Source organism: Niveispirillum sp. GW835-FHT14G11 (assembly GCF_058793615.1).
Map to the genome: position 1 here is coordinate 124,064 of NZ_JBXAFZ010000001.1, position 19,599 is coordinate 143,662.

Sequence of the window (19,599 nt, forward strand, 5' to 3'; positions counted from 1 at the left end):
TCGGTGGGAAATATGACGGGCAGGGGCGGCAACCATCCTTTGTGGATCGAAAGAACATGTCTGGCACCTTGCGGGCGGGAACGCCCAATGACGATACAATCCTGTCCCAGTCGCCGCGTGACACGCTGGCCGGCGGGGCCGGCGACGACATCTATGATGTCGCCCACTACGGCACATTTGTCCGTGAGGAGGCGAATGGCGGCTACGATGTGGTCGTGGCCCATATCGATTATGTCCTGCCCGATTTCGTGGAGGATATGAGCCTGGCCTATGCCTATCGCGGCCATATCCCCAATCCGGTTTTCGAAGGCCCGCTGGTGGGCATCGGCAACCGGCTGGACAATACCATCGCCGGCAACAGCCTGGACAATGTGCTGAAGGGACTGGCCGGCCATGACACGCTGCTGGGCAATGGCGGCGATGACAGCCTGGAGGGCGGGGACGGCAATGATCTGCTGACGGGCGGTGCCGGCAATGACACGCTGATCGGCGGCGCCGGCAATGACGATCTGGCCGGCGGGCCGGGCAATGATGTCTTCGTGGGCGGTGCCGGTGACGACCGCATCTTCGGCAATGACGGGCTGGATGTGGTTCGCTATGACGGCCGCCTGGGGGCGGTCGGTGGTGACCATGCCATCGTCCGCGACCCCGACGGCACCATCACCGTCACCAATATGGGCATCGACGGCGTCGATATCCTGAAGGGGGTGGAGGTCGTGGTGTTCGGGCTGGACGTGCTGCTGAACAGCCGCCCCGCCCCCGGCACGGCGCGTAACGGCTTTGATGAGGCCCTGTATCTGGCCAACAACACGGACGTGGCCAGTGCCGTGCGGGCCGGCACGCTGGCCAGCGGCTGGGACCATTTCCGGCTCTATGGAGAGCGGGAGGGGCGTGATCCCAACGCCCTGTTCGATGCCGATTATTATCTGGCGAACAACCGCGATGTGGCTGGCGCCGTGGCGCGGGGGGAAACCACGGCCTGGTCGCATTACAGCAACCATGGCTGGAAGGAGGGGCGCGACCCGTCGGCCTTCTTCAACACCCGTGCGTACCTGGCGACCAATGACGATGTCACGACCAGCGGCCTGAACCCCTTGCTGCATTTCCTGCATATCGGGGCGGCGGACGGACGGCTGGCGCAAGTGTCGAACCCGACGATGGACTGGATCGGCTGATGACATCTGATCCCCCGCGTCCTTTTGTCCGATGACAGGGGATACGGACGGGCGTAGCAGTGGATGGGGTCCGTGCCGTCGGACGGGCGGCCCCATCCTTACCCGCGCAGCCGCTTTATCCGAAGGTGCGTCATGTATGTGGTTTATATGCTGTTGGGCATGCTGGTCGGGCTGCCCTTCGCCGGGGTCTTCTATTTCGCCCTCTGGACCTTTCTGACGGGCGGTGATCCGGGCGGTGGCGACAACAGCCCCTTCTGATCCCCCATGCATCGTCTGCAGGCCCGTCTGCTGCTTGTCCTGTCGGCCCTTGCCGCACCCGTGGCGGGCCAGGATATGCGTGCCCCCGGCGTGGCTGTGGATGACAGCCGCCAGGTGGTGGATATCACCGCTGCCCCCTGGAACAGCGTGGCGCGGGTGCAGACCAATATCGGCGGCAAATGCACCGGCACGGTGATCAGCCCCAGGCTGGTGCTGACGGCTGCCCATTGCCTTTACAATCCCCGCACCCGCCGCCTGCTGGAGCCGGGGTCGCTGCATGTCTTGCTGGGCTATGAGCGCGGCGATTACAAGACCCACCTGACAGTCGAGGCGCTGCATGTGCCGTCCGCCTATGACGGTACGCGGCCCGGCGACAGCCTGCGCCATGACTGGGCCCTGCTGCGCCTGTCGGGTCCTGCCGGGGTGCCGGTGCTGGCGCCGGCCGGGCGCGGGGGGCAGCCGGGTGACAAGGTGGCGCTGGCCGGCTTCAGCCAGGACCGCGTGCATCTGCTGATGGCTGATCGCGATTGTACGGTGAAAACCCAGGTGCGGGTGGAGGGGGCTGGCGGCACCCTGGTCTTCCACGATTGCTCCGCCAGCCGGGGGACTAGCGGCGGGCCACTGCTGGTGCAGATGGACGGGGCTTGGCGCGTGGGCGGGGTCAATATCGCCGTCACGCCGAAATCCGGCAATCTGGCGCTCTGGCCCGAGGGGCTGGACGCCGCCATCGCCGGTCTTTCAAGGCCGTGAGGGTGGCGGACTCTTTTCCTGCGGCGCGGAAATCCCTATAGTCGCGGCACTGATGTTTCCCACGGCTGGTGGAAAGAACCGACCCCTATGCCCGACCCGATGTCCGGCGACGATATCGACCGTTCCTCCATCCTGTCCGTGCCGGTGCAGGTGTCGGTCCGCCTGGGCCGCAGGCGACTGCGTATCAGCCAGCTGCTGCGCATGGGGCCGGGCGACATTGTCGACCTGGAACGCGTGGTGGGCGATCCCGTCGATGTCTATGTCAATGACCGCATGGTGGCGCGGGGCGAACTGGTGGTGGTGGATGGCCGCCTGGGCCTGACCATCGTGGAACTGATGCCCCAGGCCACGCGCGGCCGTGAGCCGCTGGGCCCCGGTCCCGGCGAGTGACCGGGCGCGCGATGGACAGGACCCGCAAGCGCATTCTGCTGATCGATCCTGACGAAACCCTGTGCCGCGTGCTGGCCGAACAGCTGGCGCAGCAGGACGGGTTCCGTGCGCATTGCGCGACCAGCGCAGAGGGGGCGCTGGCGCTGCTGGCCCAGCATGGTGCGGATGCCGCGCTGCTGGATGCCGGGCTGGCCGGCGACGGGCTGATCGCGGCGCTGCGCACGGGCGGCCTGTCGGGCCCGCTGATCCTGCTGCTGCCGCCCGGTCTGGGTATGCCCGTGGGCGGCGATGATCATTTGACCAAGCCCATCCGCCTGGCCACCCTGCTGGCCAGGTTGCGCGCCCTGCTGCGTCAGGCCGATGCGCAGTCGGCGGCGGGGGGTGAGGTGCTGGTCATCGGCCCCTACCGGTTCCTGCCCGCCGCCAAGCGGCTGGAGGCGACGGATGGCGGGCACATCCGCCTGACGGAAAAGGAAACGCAGATCCTGAATCATCTCTGCCGTCAGGGGGGCACGGCCCCGCGTGAAGATCTGCTGGGTGCCGTCTGGGGCTATGGCGCCGGGATCGATACCCATACGCTGGAAACCCATATCTACCGCCTGCGTCGCAAGCTGGGGGCCGACCAGTCGCTGTTGGTGCGGACCGATGGCGGCTACCGTCTGGCGGGGGAGCCGGTGCCGGCATGAGCCCATTGTCGCGTCGTCGCCTGCTGCTGTCCGCCCTGTCGCTGGTGCCGCTGGCCGCCTGCTCCACCCGCCCGCCGGAGGGGGAGGAGGGGCCGCCGCCCGACCTGCCGCCCCTGCCCGACGTACGGCGCATCGTGCTGTCGCATCCCAGAAGCAAGGAACAGGTGGACGTCATCTATTTCTACAATGGCGCCTATGATCCCCGCGCCATGCAGCAGATCGACCTGCTGCTGCGCGACCGGCGGACGGGGCAGGTGGGGCGCATCGATCCGCTGCTGATGGATTTCATGTTCGACTTGTTGCAGCGCACTGGTCTGCCGCCGACCACGGTGGTGGAGGTGACGGACGGGTTCCGGTCACCCGGCACCAATGCCGATCTGGTGCGCGACAATGCCAACGCGGCGCGCGAAAGCTATCACCTGCAGGGCCGCGCCATGGATTTCAAGGTGCCGCTGCTGCCCGGTGCGGCACTGGGCGAGATTGCCAAGACCATGCAGCGCGGCGGGGCCGCCTATTACCCGTCAACCGGTCATACCCATATCGACACGGGGCCCAACCGCACCTGGAAGACGCGATGAGGGGTTTTTTGGCTTTTCCCTCAATCGCCGGGCGCCGCCATCCGGCGGCGTGGCTACGCGGGCACGGGCCCGCGGACGCTCCGCGCGCCAACCAGACTGCGCGATACAGTCTGGTATTGCTGATGCTGGCCCCTCTGCTCCTGGCCGGGTGCAAGCCCGTCCTGACATCGCGGGTGCCCGTGCTGCCCACGGGGGTGGAACTGCCGGCCGGCACGGTGCCTCGCGACCTGCCCACCGGCACCGGCGACACGCTGACCGTGGTGGAGGAACCGCTGCGTATCGGCATGCGTTATGTGGTCAACGCGCCCGGCGGCCGGGTCGGGTCCATTGCTTTCGTGCCCGTACCCTGCGTGCCGCTTAGCATGATCCAGGTGCCGGGAGGGGAGGCCCGCGCCCTGTTCCTGGCCCAGGGCCGCGTCACCCAGGCGGGGCTGGAACGGCTGCTGCACGGTACCCGCCGGGCCAAGGATCTGGCCCGCACTCTGACGGCAGGGCTGGGGGAGGCCGACGAACGCTACCTGTTCGCCTTCTTTGCGCTGATGCGCCAGGGCACAGACGCGCCGCGTCTGGCCCTGGTCCAGTGCGGCACCAGCCATTCCGGCCAGGAACCCATCGCCGCCGCCTTCCGGTCTCAGGCCGTACGCCGTGGGCTGAAGTTGGATGAGGCGGGGGAACTGGCGCGCCTGCCCGGCCGCGATCTGGTGCTCTCCATCCTGTCCGATGGCTTGCGCGATGCGGTGGCGGCGGGCGATTGCCGCGCCGACCTGCCGATGCAGTTGCCCGACCTCTGAGGTGGACCCTCTGCAGGCGTGCCTTGCACCCGGCCATCCTGGACAGGGCCTTTCCCGACCGCTACATGAGAGTTTCCCACAGGCGCGGATAGTGATCCGCGCCCCGTCGGGCATTGCCAACGAGATGGTGTCCCATGACCGCGTCCACTGCGCCCTTCCAGCCCTATCCCGCCGCCGAACCCAACCCGGATTTCCCCCGGATCGAGGAAGAGGTGCAGCGGATTTGGAAGGAGAACGCGGTTTTCCAGCGCTCGGTGGATTTCCGCCCGCTGGAAAAGGACGGCAAGCATAACGAGTTCGTCTTCTATGACGGCCCGCCGTTCGCCAACGGCCTGCCGCATTATGGTCATCTGGTCACGGGCTTCGTGAAGGATTTGGTGCCGCGGTACCAGACCATGAAGGGCCGCAAGGTCGAACGCCGTTTCGGCTGGGACTGCCACGGCCTGCCGGCGGAGCTGCAGTCGGAGAAGGAGCTGGGCGTTTCCGGGCGTCACGACATCCTGAAATACGGCATCGACAAGTTCAACGCCCACTGCCAGGTCTCGGTGCTGCGCTTTACCCAGGAATGGGAATATTACGTCACGCGCCAGGGCCGCTGGGTCGATTTCCAGAACGATTACAAGACCATGGACATTACGTTCATGGAAAGCGTGATGTGGGCCTTCAAGCAGCTCTGGGACAAGGGGCTGGTGTATGAGGGCTACCGCGTCGTGCCCTACAGCTGGGCCGTAGAATCGCCGCTGTCGAACTTCGAGACCCGCCTGGACAATTCCTACCGCGAGCGCCAGGACCCGGCCCTGACCGTGCGCTTCCGCCTGGATGCCCGTGATGGCGATGCTGGCGCGCTGGACATCCTGGCCTGGACGACCACACCCTGGACCCTGCCGTCCAACCTGGCACTCGCCATCGGTCCGGAGATCGAGTACGCGGTCATGCGCAAGGGCGATGACCGGCTGATCCTGGCTACCAACGCGATTGGCAAATACGCCAAGGAACTGGACGGGTACGAGCAGGAAAGCACGTTGTCGGCCGAAGACCTGCGCGGCCGCACCTATGAGCCGATCTTCCCCTATTTCAAAGGGCTGGAGAAGGCGCACCAGATCCTGGTGGCGGACTTCGTCACCACGGGCGACGGTGTGGGCATCGTGCATATGGCGCCCGGCTTCGGTGAAGACGACTTGGCCGTCTGCAAGGCCCATGGCCTGCCCGTGAAGGTGCCGGTGGATGTGGCCGGTAATTTTACGGCGGAAGTGTCCGACTATGTCGGCCTGAATGTGATCGAGGCCAACAAGCCGATCATCCAGGACCTGAAGGCGCGCGGTGTCGTGCTGCGGCACGAGACGTACCTGCATAATTACCCGCATTGCTGGCGCACGGACGAGCCGCTGATCTATAAGGCGGTCAATAGCTGGTATGTCGAGGTCTCCAAGTTCAAGGACCGGATGGTCGAGCTGAACCAGCAGCAGATCAACTGGATCCCTGGCCATGTGAAGGATGGGTCCTTCGGCAACTGGCTGGCCAATGCCCGTGACTGGAACATCTCCCGCAACCGCTTCTGGGGTTCGCCCATCCCGGTCTGGCGCAGCGATGACCCGCGCTATCCGCGCATCGACGTCTATGGCTCCATCGCGGAACTGGAACGCGATTTCGGGGTGAAGGTCACCGACCTGCACCGCCCCGCCATCGACCATCTGGTCCGCCCCAACCCCGACGATCCGACCGGCCAGTCGATGATGCGCCGGGTGGAGGATGTGCTGGATTGCTGGTTCGAATCGGGCTCCATGCCGTTCGCCCAGCAGCATTACCCGTTTGAGAACAAGGAACGGTTCGAAGCCGCCTTCCCCGCCGATTTCATCGTCGAATATGTGGCGCAGACGCGTGGCTGGTTCTACACGCTGATGGTGCTGTCCACGGCCCTGTTCGACTGCGCGCCGTTCAAGAACGTCATCTGCCACGGCGTCGTGCTGGACGAGGATAAGCAGAAGCTGTCCAAGCGTCTGCGCAACTATCCCGACCCGGTGGAAGTGCTGAACAACCAGGGTGCCGACGCCCTGCGCTGGTATCTGGTATCCAGCCCCCTGATGGTGGGCGGCGATCTGGCCATGCCCAAGGATGCGCGCGGCATCGCCCAGGCCCTGCGTCAGGGCGTGCTGCCGCTATGGAACGCCTACAGCTTCTTCACGCTCTACGCCAATATCGATCAGGTGAAGGGGACGATCCGCGCCGACCAGAAGGGCCTGCTGGACCGCTATATCCTGGCCAAGACGCGGGAACTGGTGGAAGGCATCGAAGGGCGGATGGATGCCTACGACCTGCCCGGCGCCTATGCGATCATCACCGGCTATTACGACGCGCTGAACAACTGGTTCATCCGCCGCTCCCGCTCCCGCTTCTGGCGCGAGGCGGGGGAGGGCGATGGCCAGGACAAGCGTGACGCCTATGATACGCTGTACACCTGTCTGGTGACGGCGGTGAAGGCGCTGGCCCCCCTGCTGCCGCATGTGACGGAGCGGATTTATACGGCGCTGACGGGTGAGGCATCGGTGCATCTGGCCGACTGGCCCGACGTGTCGTCCCTGCCGTCCGACCATGAACTGACCAGCCAGATCGACCTTGTCCGGGAAATCTGTGCCGCCACCATGTCGCTGCGTGAAGCCAAGAAACTGCGTATCCGCTTGCCGCTGCGCACCCTGACCATCGTCCATCCCGACGCCGACCGGCTGAAGGGCCAGTTCGATACGGTGCTGGGCGCCCTGGTCGCGGATGAGGTCAATGTGAAGCAGGTGGTGGTGTCGTCCGACATCTCGCTCGTCGGCACGCGCCAGTTGGCCGTGAATGCCGCCATCGTCGGTCCCAAGGTGGGGCCGAAGATGAAGGAGGTCATGGCCGCCAGCAAGACCGGCAACTGGACCGACAAGGGCGATGGCACCGTCGAACTGGCCGGCGTCGTGCTGGAAGCGGGTGATTTTGACATCCGCGTCCAGGCCAAGGAAGGCACCCATGCCGCCCGCTTCGCCGGCGGCAAGGGTGTCGTCGTGCTAGACGTGACCGTGGATGCAGAGCTGGAGGCCGAAGGTTGGGCCCGCGACTTCGTGCGCGCGGTACAGTCCACGCGCAAGGATTCGGGCTTCCAGGTCACGGACCGCATCACCATCACGGCCCAGGTGCCGGACGCCATTGCCGACGCCCTGACCACGCATGCCGAGACGATCAAGCGCGAGACGCTGGCCTTGTCGCTGACGGTCAATCCGGCGACGCTGCCCGAGGGTGCGGTGTCGGTGGATCTGTCGGGGACGTCGGTGTCGTTGGCGCTGGCCAAAGCGTGATTGTGTGGGGAGATGGCTGTTGAATGTGCGATCTCCCTCCACCTTCACTCCGCTTTCCGCCTACAGACGCATTATCTGTGCGGAACTCTTGGGCACTGTCGGGTTAGCTTTCTCTACCGTCACCCCGGCGAAAGCCGGGGCCCAGTGTCAGGCGCGATCAGCGCCGATATGAGTCTTGTCGCGGCAGACGCCGCTCTGCGCTGGGCCCCGGCTTTCGCCGGGGTGACGCTGGATTTTGATGGAACTGTCACAGCCCAGACCTCGCCGCCCGGACTTTGCCTCTGCCCTTACGCCCCTTCACGCACGAACCGCCAGACACTGGCCGGCGGGATGTTGGCGATGGTGAAGCCGACGCGCCTTCCCTTCAGGCCTAGCGCCTTGCGCCGCAGCGGGGAGCGGGCGGAGTAGGTATAGGCGTAGAAGGCGCGGCCCGGCGGCATGATGTCGAAAATGGCATCGACGATATCGCGCTGATCCTCCACCGGGATCAGGATCATGGGCAGGCAGACCAGCACGGTGCCCACCTTGCCCCGCACCTCTTCCGGCAGCATGGCGTTGATATCCGCCACATCGCCCTCCAGCACATGGATGCCGGGAAGGTGCCGGCGCAGATAGGCGGCCAGTTCCGGGTCGCGCTCCACCGTATAGAGCTTGTCGGCCGGCACGCCCGCCTCCAGGATGGCGCGGGTGACGGCACCGGTGCCGGCACCGAATTCCACCACCACCTCGTCGGGTTCGCGGGTGATCTGTTCGGCCATCAGGCGCGACAGGGACGGGGCCGACGGCGTGATGGACGCCATACTGAGCGGGTTGGCCAGCCAGCGCTTGAAGAATAGCCAGGCAGCGCTGGCTTCCTTGTGGGTGCGAAGGGTGGCGTGGCTGTGGATCATTCTCTCAACCTGGCCGTGATGCCGGCTTCAGACATGGCACGCCGTTTACCGCAATGCAACGACGGCTCCGTGACAAGCCTGGGATGCGTCGCCGCACCCCATCGTATGTGGGCTTACACGGCGCCGGCCGCCAGCGCCGTTTCCATCTGTTCGGACAGGTCCAGCCATTCCAGTTCCGTCGCGTCCAGATCGTTGGCAACGGTGCCCAATTCGATCTGCAGCTTGGTCACCTTCTCCGACGGGCCCTCATACAGCTTGGGATCGGCCAGCTTGGTCTCGATCTCCGTCTTGCGCTTGGTGAACTGGGCCATCTTCTTTTCAATGGCCTCGATCTGCCGGCGCAGGGGGGCCAGTTGCTGGCGCAGCTCGGCCGCCGCCCGGCGTTCATCCTTGCGCGCCTCGCGCCCGCCCGACTTTTCGGCCCCGGCCCCGCCGCCCACGCCGGCGGCGGCCGCCCGCTCTGCCCGGCTTTTCTCCAGCAGCAGGCGCTTGTAATCTTCCAGGTCGCCCTCGAACGGCTTGCACGTCCCGTCATTCACCAGCCACAGGCGGTCGGCGGTCAGTTCCACCAGATGCGGATCGTGGCTGATGACGATGACCGCGCCCTCATATTCGTTCAGTGCCTCGACCAGCGCCTCGCGGCTGTCGATATCCAGATGGTTGGTCGGTTCGTCCAGCATCAGGATATGCGGCGCATCCCGCGTCATCATGGCCAGCAGCAGCTTGGCCTTCTCGCCCCCCGACAGGGACGAGATCTTGGTATCCGCCTTGGGCTGGTTGAAGCCGAACCGGCCCAGATGCGACCGCGCCTGTCCTTCCAGCGTGCCGGCCGGCATCACCGCCTGCATCTGCTGCAGCGCCGTCCAGCCCAGGTTCAGCTCATCGGCCTGATGCTGCGCGAAGTACCCGACGCGCAGCTTGCTTGAGCGGAACATCTCCCCCGCCATGGTACCCAGGCGCCCGGCCAGCAGCTTGACCAGGGTGGACTTGCCATTGCCGTTGGCGCCCAGCAGCGCGATGCGGTCATCGGCATCGATGCGCAGGCCCAGCCGCTTCAGCACCACCCGGTCGCCATAGCCGACGGAGACATCATCCAGCCGGATCAGGGGCGGGGCCAGCTCGTCGGGGGAGGGGAAGTTGAAATTGACGGGCGTGTCGTCGATGACCTGGATGCGCGGTCCCAGCCGTTCGATCGCTTTGAGTTTCGACTGCGCCTGGGTGGCCTTGCTGGCCTTGGCGCGGAACCGGTCCACGAAGGCTTGAAGGTGGGCGCGCTGGGCGTCCTGCTTGGCGGCCTGCGACTTGGCGTGCTCCATCCGCATGGTGCGGATCTGCACGAACTGGTCGTAATTGCCGCCATAGGCGGTCAGCTTCAACTGATCCAGATGCACGATGCTGGTCGGCACGCGGTTCAGCAGGCCGCGATCATGCGACACGATCAGCATCGTGTGCGGATAATTGCGCAGGTACTCTTCCAGCCACAGCGTGGCTTCCAGGTCCAGATGGTTGGTCGGCTCGTCCAGCAGCAGCAGGTCGGGTTCGGCGAACAGCACGCCGGCCAGCGCCACGCGCATGCGCCAGCCGCCGGAGAAGTCGCTGCATGGCCGCCGCTGCGCCTCGGCGTCGAAACCCAGGCCCGACAGGATGCGGGCGGCGCGGGCTTCGGCCGAATGGGCCTGGATATCGGACAGGCGATGGTGGATTTCGGCGATGCGCAGGGGATCGGTCGCCGTCTCCGCCTCGGCCAGCAGGGCGGTGCGTTCGGTATCGGCGGCCAGCACCGCATCGATCAGCGTCGTCTCGCTGCCCGGCGCTTCCTGTTTCACCCAGCCCATCTTCAGGCCGGTGGGCAGGGTGATGGACCCGGCATCGGCCTGCACTTCGCCCGCGATCAGGCGCAGCAGGGTGGATTTGCCCGTGCCGTTGCGTCCCACCAGCGCCACGCGATGGCCGGCGGGCAGGGTGACGGAGGCTTGGTCCAGCAACAGGCGGCCAGCGATGCGATAGGTAAGGTCGGTGATCTGCAGCATGATGCCCGCCCCATAGCATAAAGCAGCCAAACGCAGAAGCGGGACGCATACATGGCCCGCCGGATTCGGCGTTGCGGCAAGGCGGGGCCCCCTGTATAAGCCCCCGCAGTTTCAAGCCTTATGTCTTATGGAGATACCCATGGCTGTCGAACGGACGCTGTCGATCGTCAAGCCCGACGCGACCCGCCGCAACCTGACCGGCAAGATCAACGCCCGCTTCGAAGAAGCCGGCCTGCGCATCGTTGCCCAGAAGCGCGTCTGGCTGTCCAAGCAGCAGGCCGAGCAGTTCTATGACGTCCACCGTGAGCGTCCGTTCTTCGGCGAGCTGGTGTCCTTCATGATCTCCGGCCCGGTGGTCGTGCAGGTTCTGGAAGGTGAGAACGCCGTGGCCCGCAACCGCGAGATCATGGGCGCCACCAACCCGGCCAACGCCGCCGCCGGCACGATCCGCAAGGATTTCGCCGAGAGCATCGAGGCCAATTCCGTCCATGGCTCTGACAGCCTGGACAATGCCAAGATCGAGATCGCCTATTTCTTCGCCGGTACGGAGATCGTCGGCTGATTTCAGCCGCGGTGGATGTTCCGCCAGGAATGTGATCGAAAACCGCCCGTAGGAAACCACGGGCGGTTTTTTGTTTTGGGTCATAAAGGGGGCGGCAATCGCCGCCGCCCAACCGCATCAATTCCGGATCGGCACCGACAGTTCCACCGCCGCGTCACGGCCGTCGGTGATGTCCAGGGTGCGGAAGTCGAAATCGCGTTCCGGTCCCTTGAACACGTCATATTCGAGCACACGGTCTACCGAATTGTCAGGGTGGAAGGTCAGGACCTTCGGCTTGATCGCATAAAGCTGGTCCGGGGTGATGCTGGCCGATGCGGCGATGATCACCTCGTCCCCCTTCTGGCAGGTGCGGGCGGCGGCACCGTTCAGGACGCAGGCCTTGGACCCCGGTTCCCCGAAGATCACATAGGTGGAGATGCGGGCACCGCTGCTCTTGTTCCATATCTCCACGAATTCCAGCGGGTAGATGCCGGCCAACGCGCACTGCTCCGGGTCCAGGGTGATGGAACCGTGATAGTTCAGGTCGGCACCGGTGACGCGAATACCGTGGAACTTGGCGCGGACGATCTTGATCATGGGCACTCCGGTCTGATGCGGTCCTCAAGGCCCGCCGATCGTTCCGGCCACCGGGTCGGCGGCCGCCGCGGCGGTTTGCCCTATCACATAAGCGTTCCGGATCGCCGACGCCACCGCATCCGCCGCAGCCCTGTCCGCCGCATGCACAAGGCAGAGCGGGTTGTCGGGTCCGACCGCGGCGCCGATGGGGGCCACCCGGTCCAGGCCCACACGCGGATCGATGCCGTCCTGCGGCCGGGTGCGCCCGCCGCCCAGCGCCACCACGGCCAGTCCCAGGGCCCGCACATCCTGGCCTGTGACAAATCCCGGCCGGTCGGGGAAGACGGGAAGAATGACGGGCGCGGTGGCCAGATGCCGGTCGGGCCGTTCGATCAGGTCGGGCGGCCCGCCCAGCACGGCCACCATGCGGGCGAAGCGGTCGGCGGCGGCCCCCGTGGATATCGCCTGATCGACCAGCGCCCCCGCACCGGCGGCATCCACGGCCAGTCCGGCCAGGACCAGCAGTTCCACGCAAAGCGCCTTCGTCACCCGCCAGAGCCGCGGTTCTGCCGCCCCGCCGGCCAGGATGGACAGGCATTCGCGCAATTCCAGGGCATTGCCGGCGCTGCGGCCCAGCACCTGGCCCATATCGGTCAGGAGAGCGCGGGCGGGCAGGCCGGCGCCCACGGCCGTGCGCACCAGCGTGTCGGCCAGGTTGCGGGCGCTGTCCTGGCTTTCCATGAAGGCGCCGGAGCCGAACTTCACATCCAACACCAGGGCGTTCAAACCGGCCGCCAGCTTCTTGGACAGGATCGAGGCCGTGATCAGATCGACGCTTTCCACGGTCGCCGTCACGTCGCGGATGGCGTAGAGGCGGCGGTCGGCCGGCGCGATCTCCGCCGTGGCGCCGACGATGGCGCAGCCGACGCGGCGCACCATGGTCTTCAACCGGTGCAGGTCCGGCTGTCCGTCATAGCCGGGGATGGATTCCATCTTGTCCAGCGTGCCGCCGGTATGGCCCAGCCCCCGGCCGGAGATCATGGGCACATAGCCGCCGCAGGATGCGATGATCGGGGCCAGCAGCAGGCTGACCTTGTCGCCCACCCCGCCGGTGGAATGCTTGTCCAGCACCGGGCCGCCCAGCCCTTCGCGCGACCAGTCCAGGATGGTGCCCGACTCCACCATGGCTTGCAGCAGGGCCACGCGTTCCGCGCTGTCCATGCCCTGGAAATAGACGGCCATGGCGAAGGCGGCGGCCTGGCCCTCCGTCACCGACCCGTCGGTCAGGCCGGCGATGAAATGGCCGATCTCCGCCGCCGACAGGGCATGCCCATCGCGTTTGTGGCGAATGATCTCCTGCGGCAGGAACATGGGGGAACGCTCAGCGGGGCTTCTGGCCTGGGCAGGCCATGGCGATGGGATCCACACCATAGCGTGTTCCGGCCGCCGGGTGCAGGGGGGCCGACATGCGAAATGCCGCAGGGCGCAGCAATACCATGTCCGGGTCCTGACGATGCAGGGCGTCGCGATTCGCCCGGCTGGCCAGGGCGGCCGTCAGCTTGGCGGCCAGCGCGGGGTCCAGGCTGCGGCCGGCGATCCAGGCCACGGGCTGCATCATGGTGGCCACATCGGCCTGGTCGGCGCCATAGGTGCCGGCGGCGATCTGGCCGGGTGCCCCGAACGGGTGCAGGCCCGACAGGCGACCCGCCGCCTCACCCGTCACGGGCAGCAGCTTGGCACCCGCCGCCACGGCCATGGCGGCCACCGGGTCCGGGGTGGCGGCGATGCGGAACAGGGCATCGATACGGCCATCGGCCAGCGCCAGGGCCGCCTGCTCGCCCCCGATCTCCACTGTCCGCACCTGCTGCCGGCGCAGGCCATAGGCGGACAGGATGCGCTCGGCCAGCCGGCGTTCGTCCGACCCGGCGGCACCGATGGCCACACGCTTGCCCTTCAACTGGCCGATATCTGCGGGCCCATTATCGCCCCGCACCAGCACATGCAGCGCCTCGCTATAGATCTCGCCCAGAATGGTCAGCTCCGCCGGCTTGGCGCCGGGCGCCGGCAGGCAGCGGGCGGCATAGATGCGGTCGGCGGGTGCCAGCCCGGTTTCCACTGCGCCGGACGCCACCGCTTCCACAATGTCGCGACGGTCGGGCAGGCTCTGGGTCACGGCCACCAGTCCCGGCACGCCGCAGGCCCGGTCGTCGGCGCAGGCCGGCATGCCCGGCGGCCGCGACAGCATGGAGGCCAGCGCCGCCCCGACATCGAAACCGCGTTCCCCCGACGGATCGGCCGCGATGCGCAGATAGCGCACGGCACTTTCCGTATTGGCCGGGGCGCGGCCAAGCGCCGCCAATGCCATCAAGGGCACGGCCAACAGAGGAACGAACCAGTATTTGGGGGACATGGCACCAACGCCTACCAAGTTTAGGTTTATTCACGTCATTCCAGCCTGCCTGTCAAATGCGCCTATGCCATGGCAGATCGAAATCCCGGTGCTGTTGCCACAGGGATTCATGTCTTTGGGATGGATTTGTCCTAGCCTTTTGGTCGGTACATGGGCTTTACGCGCCCATCCGCCTGCGGCACTCTGTCATCAGAGGAAGCGTCGCCATCGAGACGACGCCCGACGGGGGAAACGCGCATGGCATCACGGTTCGGGCCGTTGCTGGTTGTCTTCAGCCTTCTGGGCGGTGCCGCCGCCGTCCGGGCCGAACAGCAGGTCCTGCCCGCGATATCCAGTCTGACAGCCGAACAGCTGTTCTCCGTCGCCTTCCGCCCCATTATCGACAATGCGCTGAAACCGCCCATCATGGCCGACCTGCTGGGCGATGGATTGCGCCGCGTGGCCTCGGCCGACCGGACCCTGGGTATCGCGCAGGTGCAGGGCCATCTGCTGTTGACGCGTGACGGGGTGGAACTGTCGCGCATCACCCTGCCAACCGACACGATCCCCGAACGTTGGGCCAATGCCACGGCGGAGATGCTGCGCGCCATCGCCGCCGCGTCGCCCGCCATCGCCGCCAAGCAGCGGGAGGCGGTGTGGCGCGACATGTTCGACGGCATGATGGTCGACCTGGACCCCTATTCCCGCTATGCCGAGCCCAACCGTGCCCAGGGCGAGCGGACACAGCGCGAAGGCTATGACGGGATCGGCGTGGGCATCCGGTCCAATGACGGTTTCTTTGAAATCTCCGACATGGTGGCCGACGGGCCGGCGGCCAGCGCCGGCGTGCGCGTCGGCGACCGCATCTTCGAAGTGGCGGGCGTGCGCGCCATCGGCCTGCCCTATGAGCGGCTCTCATCCCTGATCCAGGGGCCGGAAGGCAGCTGGGTGGAGATGAAGGTGGGCAGCAGCGAACAGCGCCCGCGCACCGTCACCGTCCGCCGCCGCCATCTGGTGCCCAATACGGTGCAGGCGAACCTGACCGACGGCGTCGCCACGGTGCGAATCGAACGGTTCAACAACGCCACCCAGGACAATGTTCGCCAAGCCATCCAGCGTTACCTGGACAAGGGTCCGCTGCGCGGCGTCATCATGGATCTGCGCGGCAATCCCGGCGGGGTGATGGTGCAGGCGGTGGGGGTGGTGAACCTGTTCGTGCCGCAGGGCCGCATCATCACCACCCGCGGCCGCAACCCCAGCTCCATCCAGTGGTTCGAGGCGCAGAAGCCCACCACCATGTTCCCGGACCTGCCGCTGGTCGTGATGATCGACGGGCAGACCGCGTCCAGCGGGGAGATCGTGGCGGCGGCCCTGCAGGATGCCGGCCGGGCGCTGGTCGTCGGCTCCTCCAGCTATGGCAAGGGCAGCGTGCAGCATGTGACGCAGTTGCCCAATGGCGGGGAACTGTTCATCACCTGGAGCCGGATCTACGCGCCCAGCGGCTATAGTTTCGACGGGCAGGGGGTGCTGCCCAGCCTCTGCACCTCGCTGCCCGGCGCCAATGTCCAGTCGCTGCTGGTCGAGGCGGGGCGTGGTGATCGCGGCGAACAGGCGATTCTATCCCGCCACCGGCTGGCCGCCCCGGACGATGCCGAGGCGATGGCCCAACTGCGGGCGTCCTGCCCGTCCAAACCCGCCGACAGCGTGGCGGCGACAGCCACCACCCTGTCGCTCGCCCGCGCGCTGCTGGAAGATGTGGGCCTTTACCGCCAAGCCCTTGCATCCCGGCACATCAACGTTGCGGAGAGATAGGGTCTTTATCCTTGACAGACGGGGGCGGATGCGTAGATTCCGCCGCTGTGCCGTCCGGGGGTCCGTTCCCGGCGGAAACGTTTTTTATGGATCGGCCGCGCGTCCTTGCGGTGGCCGCAAGTCAGACGCAGGTAGGGTATCATGGCTAAGCAGAACACCGTGCTGATCAAGTTGGTGAGCACCGCCGACACGGGCTACTTCTATGTGAAGAAGAAGAACCCCCGCAAGACGACCGAGAAGCTGGAATTCAACAAGTATGATCCGGTGGCTCGCAAGCACGTCGCCTTCAAGGAATCCAAGATGAAGTGATCTCCCGTCAGGGATGATCCTTTCTTATGCGGTGTCTTGGTGCCGCGATGGTTTCAGAAAACCCCCGCCGGGTACGCCCGGCGGGGGTTTTTGCATGTGGGGCTGGGGTGTTGAAGCGAGGTGTGGGCTTCAGGATTGCCATGTGTGTCAAATGGATGTACAAACCTGGGTGGGGTTTCCAGCAATCCGCGGAGTCGTTATGGACCAGAAGACAGCGATCCGTCCGCAGCAGAAGGCGGAAAGGTTGGGCTTCCGCGTTGATGAAGCCACCAAGGAGCTTATCGAGCGAGCGGCGCGGCTGGAGCGGCGTAAGGTGACAGATTTCTGTCTGTCAGCCTTGACGGACGCCGCACGCCGCGCCATTGCGGTGCATGAGATGCTGAACCTTTCCGATGCTGACCGGGAAGTGTTCTTCGACGTGCTGGTCAACCCACCCCCGGTCAATGACCGGCTGCGTCGGGCTTTCAAGAAGCATCGGCAGCGGGTTGTGCCTTAATGGCCTTGGCCCCCGATCTGTGTATCCAGTCCCTGGCGTCGATCCATGATCGGCTGGCCTTCCGGTGTGGACAGGAGGTGCTGGACCGGTACCTGCATGAACAGGCGGGCCAGGATGTGCGGCGCAAGGCGAATGCCGTCTTCGTGATGACGGATATATCGGTGCCTGAGCGTGTCGTCGGATTCTACACGCTTTGTGCCACGGCGCTGGCGCCTGGGGATGTGCCGGATGCCGCACGCCGCCATTTGCCACGCTATCCGTTGGTCAGTGCAACCTTGATCGGGCGTCTGGCCATATCATTGGATCATAGAAGAAGGGGACTGGGTTCTGTCTTGTTGCTGGATGCCGTTGAGCGCGCCTTTATGAGCGCGGCCACCGTGGGATCCAGCATGATCGTTGTTGATGCGTTGGACAGTACGGCTGCCGCCTTCTACGCGGCTCACGGCTTTATCCCTCTGCCGGAGTCGATGCGCCTGATTCTGCCCATGCGGTCCGTGGCAGCCATGATCGATGGGGCTTGACCGGAAATGCGAAAAGCCGCCCCGGAGGGCGGCTATTTCGATGCATGCATTCTATTTTGTCTGGAGCGGGCGAAGGGATTCGAACCCTCGACCCCAACCTTGGCAAGGTTGTGCTCTACCCCTGAGCTACGCCCGCATCACCAGACAGGCCTGCCTTGCGGCAGTGGGTATTTCGGAACTGGAGCGGGCGAAGGGATTCGAACCCTCGACCCCAACCTTGGCAAGGTTGTGCTCTACCCCTGAGCTACGCCCGCCCATTTCCGAACTCCGTCCGGGTCGTCCCCGGCGGTGAGCGCGGAATATAGCCATCAAACTTTGCCATGCAAGGACTTTTTTTGGCCCCCTTGCCGCTTTTCCCGGAATGGGGCCTCCTGTCCATGCATGGCACCCAATCGGGAGGTTTGCCGCGGGCGTGCCGCCGCTCTATATAAGCCCATGACCGCTCCCGCACCGATGGGGGCCATGAACGATCACCCGATCCAGGAACAAGCTCCGATGTTTTCCCCCACGCCCAATCCTGCGCCCAAGCCCGCCGCCGCTGACCTGATCAAGGATGGCAGCGATGCCGGCTTCATGGCCGACGTCATCGAGGCATCGCAGACGGTGCCGGTCATCGTCGATTTCTGGGCCACCTGGTGCGGCCCCTGCAAGACGCTGGGCCCCCTGCTGGAAAAGGCGGTCACCGCGGCCAAGGGTGCCGTCAAGCTGGTGAAGATCGACACCGACAAGCACCCGGCCGTGGCCGGCCAGCTGCGCGTGCAATCGATCCCGACCGTCTATGCCTTCTTCCAGGGCCGCCCCGTTGACGGGTTCCAGGGCGCCCTGCCGGAAAGCCAGATCAAGACCTTCATCGAACGGCTGGTGAAGCTGTCGGGCGCGCCGGGCGCCATCGACATCGCCGCCATTCTGGGCGAGGCCAAGGCGCTGCTGGAAGGGGGCAACGCCCAGGAAGCCGCCGCCATCTACCAGGAGGTGCTGGCGGAGGAGCCGGAGAACGCCGCCGCCTATGCCGGTGTCATCCGCTGCCTGCTGGCCGTGGGCGAGGCCGATGCCGCCAAGGGCATGATCGCCGACGCCCCGGCCGCCATCGCCAAGTCGCCCGATCTGGCCGCCGTGAAGTCGCAGATCGAACTGGCGGAACAGGCGGCCAATGCCGGTCCGCTGGATGCGCTGAAGGCCGCTGTGGATGCCGACCCGGCCGACCATCAGGCGCGCTACGATTATGCCCTGGCCCTGTTCGCCGCCGGCCGCAATGAGCAGGCGGTGGAAGCGCTGCTGGAGATCGTCAAGCGCGACCGGGATTGGAATGACAAGGCCGCCCGTGCCCAGTTGCTGAAGATCTTCGAGGCGATGGGCCCCACCGACAAGCTGGTCATCCAGGCCCGCCGCAAGCTGTCCTCGCTGCTGTTCTCATGAGCCAGAATCCGTTCGACCTGCCGCATGACCAGTTGCCGGAGACCATCCCCGTCTTTCCTCTGACGGGGGTGCTGCTGCTGCCCAAGGGCAAGCTGCCGCTGAACATCTTCGAACCGCGCTATCTGAACATGGTGCAGGATGCGCTGGCCACCAACCGGCTGGTCGGCATGGTGCAGCCGCGCGATGGCGGGGCGGGCAACCACCCGCCGCTATATGAGGTTGGCTGCGCCGGCCGCATCACCAGCTTCAACGAGACCGACGATGGCCGCTTTCTGATCACCCTGACGGGGATCAGCCGCTTCCGTATCACAGGCGAGGTGCCGACCACGCGCGGTTATCGCCGTGCCATCACCGACTGGTCGCCGTTCGCGGCGGACCTGGACGCGGATGGGCCGTGCGACCTGGACCGCTCGCAGCTGGATGGCGTCTTGCGGACCTATTTCAAGCAGCAAGGCATCAGCGCCAACTGGGAGTCGGTGTCCCAGGCGCCGCTGGACCGGTTGGTCACCTCCCTGTCCATGATCTGCCCCTTCGACGCGCCGGAGAAGCAGGCCCTGCTGGAAAGCCCGGACGTGAACAGCCGCGCCCGCCTGCTGCTGGCGCTGGTGGAGATGGCCGTGCATGAGGATGGCGATGGCGGTGGTGGTTCCGCTCGCCATTGATAG

The 19,599-nt window shown here is 65.9% G+C and carries 20 protein-coding genes and 2 tRNA genes; 15 read left to right on the forward strand and 7 right to left on the reverse strand.

Going from position 1 to position 19,599, the window contains the following annotated elements; genetic code table 11:
- The first annotated feature begins 56 nt into the window (after nt 1–56).
- The 8 genes from AC1Q7F_RS00630 to ileS all read left to right on the forward strand — a co-directional run bounded on the left by AC1Q7F_RS00630 (nt 57) and on the right by ileS (nt 7,954).
- Nucleotides 57–1,175, forward strand: a complete 1,119-nt coding sequence (locus AC1Q7F_RS00630; RefSeq protein WP_492502762.1) for a calcium-binding protein — start codon at nt 57–59, stop codon at nt 1,173–1,175.
- A 132-nt stretch (nt 1,176–1,307) separates the two neighbouring features.
- Entirely contained in the window at nt 1,308–1,433 is a 126-nt protein-coding gene (locus AC1Q7F_RS00635; protein ID WP_492502764.1) for a hypothetical protein, read from the forward strand.
- 6 nt (nt 1,434–1,439) lie between these two features.
- Nucleotides 1,440–2,183 carry a trypsin-like serine peptidase gene (locus AC1Q7F_RS00640; protein WP_492502766.1) on the forward strand — a complete coding sequence of 248 codons (744 nt, stop codon included), beginning with the start codon at nt 1,440–1,442 and terminating at the stop codon, nt 2,181–2,183.
- Nucleotides 2,184–2,270: 87 nt separating this feature from the next.
- Entirely contained in the window at nt 2,271–2,573 is a 303-nt protein-coding gene (gene fliN / locus AC1Q7F_RS00645; RefSeq protein ID WP_292903158.1) for a flagellar motor switch protein FliN, read from the forward strand.
- An 11-nt stretch (nt 2,574–2,584) separates the two neighbouring features.
- Entirely contained in the window at nt 2,585–3,259 is a 675-nt protein-coding gene (locus tag AC1Q7F_RS00650) for a response regulator transcription factor (protein ID WP_492502769.1), read from the forward strand.
- Nucleotides 3,256–3,837, forward strand: coding sequence for a YcbK family protein (locus AC1Q7F_RS00655; RefSeq protein WP_492502771.1), 582 nt, complete (start codon nt 3,256–3,258; stop codon nt 3,835–3,837). Before AC1Q7F_RS00650 ends, AC1Q7F_RS00655 begins: the two co-directional genes overlap by 4 nt.
- Before the next feature lie 122 nt (nt 3,838–3,959).
- Nucleotides 3,960–4,628, forward strand: coding sequence for a hypothetical protein (locus AC1Q7F_RS00660; RefSeq protein WP_492502773.1), 669 nt, complete (start codon nt 3,960–3,962; stop codon nt 4,626–4,628).
- Nucleotides 4,629–4,762: 134 nt separating this feature from the next.
- A complete protein-coding gene (ileS, locus tag AC1Q7F_RS00665) occupies nt 4,763–7,954 on the forward strand; it encodes an isoleucine--tRNA ligase (protein WP_492502775.1) in 3,192 nt (1,063 codons plus the stop codon).
- A gap of 287 nt (nt 7,955–8,241) precedes the next feature.
- On the opposite strand, the gene AC1Q7F_RS00670 is transcribed toward ileS, so the two are convergent.
- Both AC1Q7F_RS00670 and AC1Q7F_RS00675 read right to left on the reverse strand, forming a co-directional pair.
- Complete coding sequence (locus AC1Q7F_RS00670; RefSeq protein ID WP_492502777.1) at nt 8,242–8,844, reverse strand: class I SAM-dependent methyltransferase; 603 nt, start codon at nt 8,842–8,844, stop codon at nt 8,242–8,244.
- 113 nt (nt 8,845–8,957) lie between these two features.
- The gene (locus AC1Q7F_RS00675) at nt 8,958–10,874 is read right to left on the reverse strand and encodes an ABC-F family ATP-binding cassette domain-containing protein (RefSeq protein ID WP_492502779.1); all 1,917 of its coding nucleotides are present in this window, start codon (nt 10,872–10,874) and stop codon (nt 8,958–8,960) included.
- Nucleotides 10,875–11,013: 139 nt separating this feature from the next.
- Here AC1Q7F_RS00675 and ndk point away from each other — a divergent pair, with 139 nt between their 5' ends.
- On the forward strand, nt 11,014–11,436 hold the full coding sequence (gene ndk, locus AC1Q7F_RS00680; protein WP_054166643.1) for a nucleoside-diphosphate kinase: 423 nt from the start codon (nt 11,014–11,016) through the stop codon (nt 11,434–11,436).
- A 117-nt stretch (nt 11,437–11,553) separates the two neighbouring features.
- Here the strand turns inward: ndk and panD are convergent, their stop codons facing one another.
- From panD to AC1Q7F_RS00695, 3 genes are read right to left on the reverse strand one after another with little or no spacing between them, the layout of a single operon-like run.
- Entirely contained in the window at nt 11,554–12,012 is a 459-nt protein-coding gene (panD, locus tag AC1Q7F_RS00685) for an aspartate 1-decarboxylase (RefSeq protein WP_492502782.1), read from the reverse strand.
- Nucleotides 12,013–12,036: 24 nt separating this feature from the next.
- Nucleotides 12,037–13,362 (reverse strand): thymidine phosphorylase, encoded by a 1,326-nt coding sequence (gene deoA / locus AC1Q7F_RS00690; protein WP_492502783.1) that lies wholly within the window; start codon nt 13,360–13,362, stop codon nt 12,037–12,039.
- A 10-nt stretch (nt 13,363–13,372) separates the two neighbouring features.
- Nucleotides 13,373–14,401, reverse strand: coding sequence for a TAXI family TRAP transporter solute-binding subunit (locus tag AC1Q7F_RS00695; RefSeq protein WP_492502785.1), 1,029 nt, complete (start codon nt 14,399–14,401; stop codon nt 13,373–13,375).
- A 237-nt stretch (nt 14,402–14,638) separates the two neighbouring features.
- Here AC1Q7F_RS00695 and AC1Q7F_RS00700 point away from each other — a divergent pair, with 237 nt between their 5' ends.
- The 4 genes from AC1Q7F_RS00700 (at nt 14,639) to AC1Q7F_RS00715 (ending at nt 17,518) form a co-directional block, all read left to right on the forward strand.
- Nucleotides 14,639–16,192 (forward strand): S41 family peptidase, encoded by a 1,554-nt coding sequence (locus AC1Q7F_RS00700; RefSeq protein WP_492502787.1) that lies wholly within the window; start codon nt 14,639–14,641, stop codon nt 16,190–16,192.
- Nucleotides 16,193–16,333: 141 nt separating this feature from the next.
- On the forward strand, nt 16,334–16,501 hold the full coding sequence (gene rpmG / locus AC1Q7F_RS00705; RefSeq protein WP_029012212.1) for a 50S ribosomal protein L33: 168 nt from the start codon (nt 16,334–16,336) through the stop codon (nt 16,499–16,501).
- A gap of 199 nt (nt 16,502–16,700) precedes the next feature.
- Nucleotides 16,701–16,997, forward strand: a complete 297-nt coding sequence (locus tag AC1Q7F_RS00710; protein ID WP_492502790.1) for a type II toxin-antitoxin system TacA family antitoxin — start codon at nt 16,701–16,703, stop codon at nt 16,995–16,997.
- Nucleotides 16,997–17,518, forward strand: a complete 522-nt coding sequence (locus AC1Q7F_RS00715) for a GNAT family N-acetyltransferase (protein WP_492502792.1) — start codon at nt 16,997–16,999, stop codon at nt 17,516–17,518. Before AC1Q7F_RS00710 ends, AC1Q7F_RS00715 begins: the two co-directional genes overlap by 1 nt.
- 61 nt (nt 17,519–17,579) lie before the next feature.
- On the opposite strand, the gene AC1Q7F_RS00720 is transcribed toward AC1Q7F_RS00715, so the two are convergent.
- A tRNA-Gly gene (locus AC1Q7F_RS00720) sits at nt 17,580–17,654 on the reverse strand.
- 43 nt (nt 17,655–17,697) lie between these two features.
- Nucleotides 17,698–17,772, reverse strand: a tRNA-Gly gene (locus AC1Q7F_RS00725).
- Between the two features lie 241 nt (nt 17,773–18,013).
- Between AC1Q7F_RS00725 and AC1Q7F_RS00730 the strand changes: the two genes are divergently transcribed.
- Together AC1Q7F_RS00730 and AC1Q7F_RS00735 are read left to right on the forward strand one after the other, a co-directional pair.
- A complete protein-coding gene (locus tag AC1Q7F_RS00730) occupies nt 18,014–18,934 on the forward strand; it encodes a tetratricopeptide repeat protein (RefSeq protein WP_492502794.1) in 921 nt (306 codons plus the stop codon).
- Entirely contained in the window at nt 18,931–19,596 is a 666-nt protein-coding gene (locus AC1Q7F_RS00735) for an LON peptidase substrate-binding domain-containing protein (RefSeq protein ID WP_492502796.1), read from the forward strand. The genes AC1Q7F_RS00730 and AC1Q7F_RS00735 overlap by 4 nt, the downstream gene beginning before the upstream one ends.
- Nucleotides 19,597–19,599: the final 3 nt, after the last annotated feature.

Excerpts from the sequence above, each read along its gene's own strand:
- AC1Q7F_RS00630 (WP_492502762.1), top strand. The coding sequence starts at position 57 with ATGTCTGGCACCTTGCGGGCGGGAACGCCCAATGACGATACAATCCTG.
- AC1Q7F_RS00635 (WP_492502764.1), top strand. The coding sequence starts at position 1,308 with ATGTATGTGGTTTATATGCTGTTGGGCATGCTGGTCGGGCTGCCCTTC.
- AC1Q7F_RS00640 (WP_492502766.1), top strand. The coding sequence starts at position 1,440 with ATGCATCGTCTGCAGGCCCGTCTGCTGCTTGTCCTGTCGGCCCTTGCC.
- fliN (WP_292903158.1), top strand. The coding sequence starts at position 2,271 with ATGCCCGACCCGATGTCCGGCGACGATATCGACCGTTCCTCCATCCTG.
- AC1Q7F_RS00650 (WP_492502769.1), top strand. The coding sequence starts at position 2,585 with ATGGACAGGACCCGCAAGCGCATTCTGCTGATCGATCCTGACGAAACC.
- AC1Q7F_RS00655 (WP_492502771.1), top strand. The coding sequence starts at position 3,256 with ATGAGCCCATTGTCGCGTCGTCGCCTGCTGCTGTCCGCCCTGTCGCTG.
- AC1Q7F_RS00660 (WP_492502773.1), top strand. The coding sequence starts at position 3,960 with ATGCTGGCCCCTCTGCTCCTGGCCGGGTGCAAGCCCGTCCTGACATCG.
- ileS (WP_492502775.1), top strand. The coding sequence starts at position 4,763 with ATGACCGCGTCCACTGCGCCCTTCCAGCCCTATCCCGCCGCCGAACCC.
- AC1Q7F_RS00670 (WP_492502777.1), bottom strand. The coding sequence starts at position 8,844 with ATGATCCACAGCCACGCCACCCTTCGCACCCACAAGGAAGCCAGCGCT.
- AC1Q7F_RS00675 (WP_492502779.1), bottom strand. The coding sequence starts at position 10,874 with ATGCTGCAGATCACCGACCTTACCTATCGCATCGCTGGCCGCCTGTTG.
- ndk (WP_054166643.1), top strand. The coding sequence starts at position 11,014 with ATGGCTGTCGAACGGACGCTGTCGATCGTCAAGCCCGACGCGACCCGC.
- panD (WP_492502782.1), bottom strand. The coding sequence starts at position 12,012 with ATGATCAAGATCGTCCGCGCCAAGTTCCACGGTATTCGCGTCACCGGT.
- deoA (WP_492502783.1), bottom strand. The coding sequence starts at position 13,362 with ATGTTCCTGCCGCAGGAGATCATTCGCCACAAACGCGATGGGCATGCC.
- AC1Q7F_RS00695 (WP_492502785.1), bottom strand. The coding sequence starts at position 14,401 with ATGTCCCCCAAATACTGGTTCGTTCCTCTGTTGGCCGTGCCCTTGATG.
- AC1Q7F_RS00700 (WP_492502787.1), top strand. The coding sequence starts at position 14,639 with ATGGCATCACGGTTCGGGCCGTTGCTGGTTGTCTTCAGCCTTCTGGGC.
- rpmG (WP_029012212.1), top strand. The coding sequence starts at position 16,334 with ATGGCTAAGCAGAACACCGTGCTGATCAAGTTGGTGAGCACCGCCGAC.
- AC1Q7F_RS00710 (WP_492502790.1), top strand. The coding sequence starts at position 16,701 with ATGGACCAGAAGACAGCGATCCGTCCGCAGCAGAAGGCGGAAAGGTTG.
- AC1Q7F_RS00715 (WP_492502792.1), top strand. The coding sequence starts at position 16,997 with ATGGCCTTGGCCCCCGATCTGTGTATCCAGTCCCTGGCGTCGATCCAT.
- AC1Q7F_RS00730 (WP_492502794.1), top strand. The coding sequence starts at position 18,014 with ATGTTTTCCCCCACGCCCAATCCTGCGCCCAAGCCCGCCGCCGCTGAC.
- AC1Q7F_RS00735 (WP_492502796.1), top strand. The coding sequence starts at position 18,931 with ATGAGCCAGAATCCGTTCGACCTGCCGCATGACCAGTTGCCGGAGACC.